This is a genomic window from Arthrobacter sp. ov407 (assembly GCF_900102895.1).
GTDB lineage: Bacteria > Actinomycetota > Actinomycetes > Actinomycetales > Micrococcaceae > Arthrobacter.
In genome coordinates, this window is sequence record NZ_FNGD01000016.1 from 97,127 (window position 1) to 99,155 (window position 2,029).

The 2,029-nt window shown below is 66.4% G+C and carries 3 protein-coding genes; all 3 read right to left on the reverse strand.

Annotation, left to right across the window (positions count from 1 at the left end; genetic code table 11):
* Nucleotides 1–132: 132 nt before the first annotated feature.
* Nucleotides 133–495 (reverse strand): DUF3817 domain-containing protein, encoded by a 363-nt coding sequence (locus BLS42_RS18025; protein ID WP_090583631.1) that lies wholly within the window; start codon nt 493–495, stop codon nt 133–135.
* A gap of 145 nt (nt 496–640) precedes the next feature.
* Nucleotides 641–1,402: a DUF4191 domain-containing protein gene (locus tag BLS42_RS18030; protein ID WP_090583632.1), complete on the reverse strand. Its 762-nt coding sequence runs from the start codon at nt 1,400–1,402 to the stop codon at nt 641–643.
* A gap of 90 nt (nt 1,403–1,492) precedes the next feature.
* On the reverse strand, nt 1,493–2,029 hold a 537-nt coding region (locus tag BLS42_RS18035; protein WP_143019232.1), incomplete at its 5' end, for a lipoyl synthase.

Below are 2,029 nucleotides of genomic sequence, written 5' to 3' on the forward strand. Positions count from 1 at the left end.
GGTGCCGCGGCTCCGCGATTCCTTGTCCGTTTGCCACGAATGGCCGGTAAACCTTCCCGCATAGCGGCCATGTGTGTCAGATGGGCGCAGCGAGGGTGCCACGGCGCATAGAACCCGAGGTCCCGAGCGGAACTAGACCCCCGCTGGCTCCTGGGCCGGCGCCGGCGCAGCCTCTCCGGCCTGCACCGCCAGGTGACCGCGGCGCCCGGCCCAGCGTTCAAACCAGACGGTCGCGAAGGGGATGACGGCGGACAGGCCCGACAGCACGGCAACCCGGAACGGCCAGCGAAGCTTCGCCCACAGGCTCAACGCCGCGATCGCATAGCCGATGAAGAAAGCGCCGTGAATCGGGCCGGCAATCTCCACGCCGAGTTCTGTCGTCCGGGTCACCCATTTGAGCACCATGCCTACCAGCAACGCGGCCCAGCTGAACGCTTCGGCGATCGCCAGCCCCCGGAAGATACGGATCATGATGGCCGTCGGGGGGAATGTCATGCGGTTCTCCTGGTTCCTGGCATCCGTCGGGTGGATGTCCGGCGGTAATGGAAACGCCCCGGCTGGCGACCTGGAATGGCCGTGAACCGGGGCGTTTCTGCGTTACTGGCGTTTCTGGCTTGCTACTGACGGGCTGCGGGCTTCCCTAGCGTCCGCGGGCCGCCTTGCGATCCGGACGGGCCTTGTAGGGATCGATGCCCTTCGGGATGGGCAGGCGACCGCCGAGCGACGAAATGCGCTTGGACACGGCGCTGACCTCGGTCTTGGTCAGTTCGCCCTTGAGCTTGTTCATCTTCTTGGCGATCTGGCTGAGCGGCACCTGGCCCTCACCGCGGCCGCTCTCGATCACGTGGATCGTCACGTTGGGGAGGATGCGTGCAAGACGCTTGCGCTCGGCGTCGACCAGCGGCTTGACCCGGTTGCTGGGACCCTCGCTGACGAGCACGACGCCGGGACGGCCGATGGCGCGGAAGACGGCATCCTGCGTACGCGGGTTCACGGCGACTGGCTGGTCCTCGGTGATCCAGCCGCGCTTGAGCGTGCCCAGTGCGGCCCCTGAAGCGCCCGGCTGGTTCTCGATCTGCGCGAACGCGGCGCGCTCGGCACGGCGGGACAGGATCAGGGTGGCTGCAAGGGCACCCAGCGCGATGCCGATGATCAGGCCGGTGATCCAGTTGTTGAGCAGGAAACCGACCAGGAGGCTGACGGCGACAACACCCAGGAAGGCCAGCAACATCAGCCACGGAACCATGGGATCGTGGCGGCGCGTCATCTGGAAGACCTCGCCGATCTGCTTCAGCCGGCTCGGCTTCTTGGCCTTTGCTTCCTTGGGCTTGCGGGAGAAGAGTCCGCGCTTCGGAGCATCGGAAGCCGGGCTGGAGTTGCTGGGATCAGGGGAATTCGCCATAGTGCCTTAATTCTACGTGATGGACGGCCAAGGGCCGGCACCGGATGACTCCGGTGCCGGCCCTTGACTGGAGGGGTGTTAGAACAGGGTTCAGGAACGCGCTGCCAGCAGCGAGCTGGCTTCCTGGCGGGTGCTGCCCGAGCTTTCGATGTGTGCGAGCTCGGCCGGGATTTCCCAGCCCTTCTTGCGCATCGCGGTGGCCCAGAGCCGGCCGGCGCGGTAGGAGGAACGCACCAGCGGCCCGGACATGACGCCGAGGAAGCCGATCTCGTCCGCCTCATTCTGCAGGTCCACGAATTCCTGCGGCTTGACCCAGCGGTCCACCGGCAGGTGGCGCTCGGACGGGCGCAGGTACTGGGTGATGGTGATCAGGTCGCAGCCGGCCTCGTGCAGGTCCCGCAGCGCCTCGGAAATTTCCTCGCGGGTCTCGCCCATGCCGAGGATCAGGTTGGACTTGGTCACCATGCCGAGCTTGCGGCCCTGCGTGATGACGTCCAGGGAGCGCTCGTAGCGGAACGCCGGGCGGATCCGCTTGAAGATCCGGGGCACGGTTTCGACGTTGTGGGCGAAGACCTCGGGCTTGGAGTCGCAGATCGCCTCGATGTGCTCGGGCTTGCCGGAGAAATC

What these genes read in the sequence shown, in the direction of transcription:
- BLS42_RS18025 (WP_090583631.1), bottom strand. Translation starts at nt 495, where the DNA reads ATGACATTCCCCCCGACGGCCATCATGATCCGTATCTTCCGGGGGCTG.
- BLS42_RS18030 (WP_090583632.1), bottom strand. Translation starts at nt 1,402, where the DNA reads ATGGCGAATTCCCCTGATCCCAGCAACTCCAGCCCGGCTTCCGATGCT.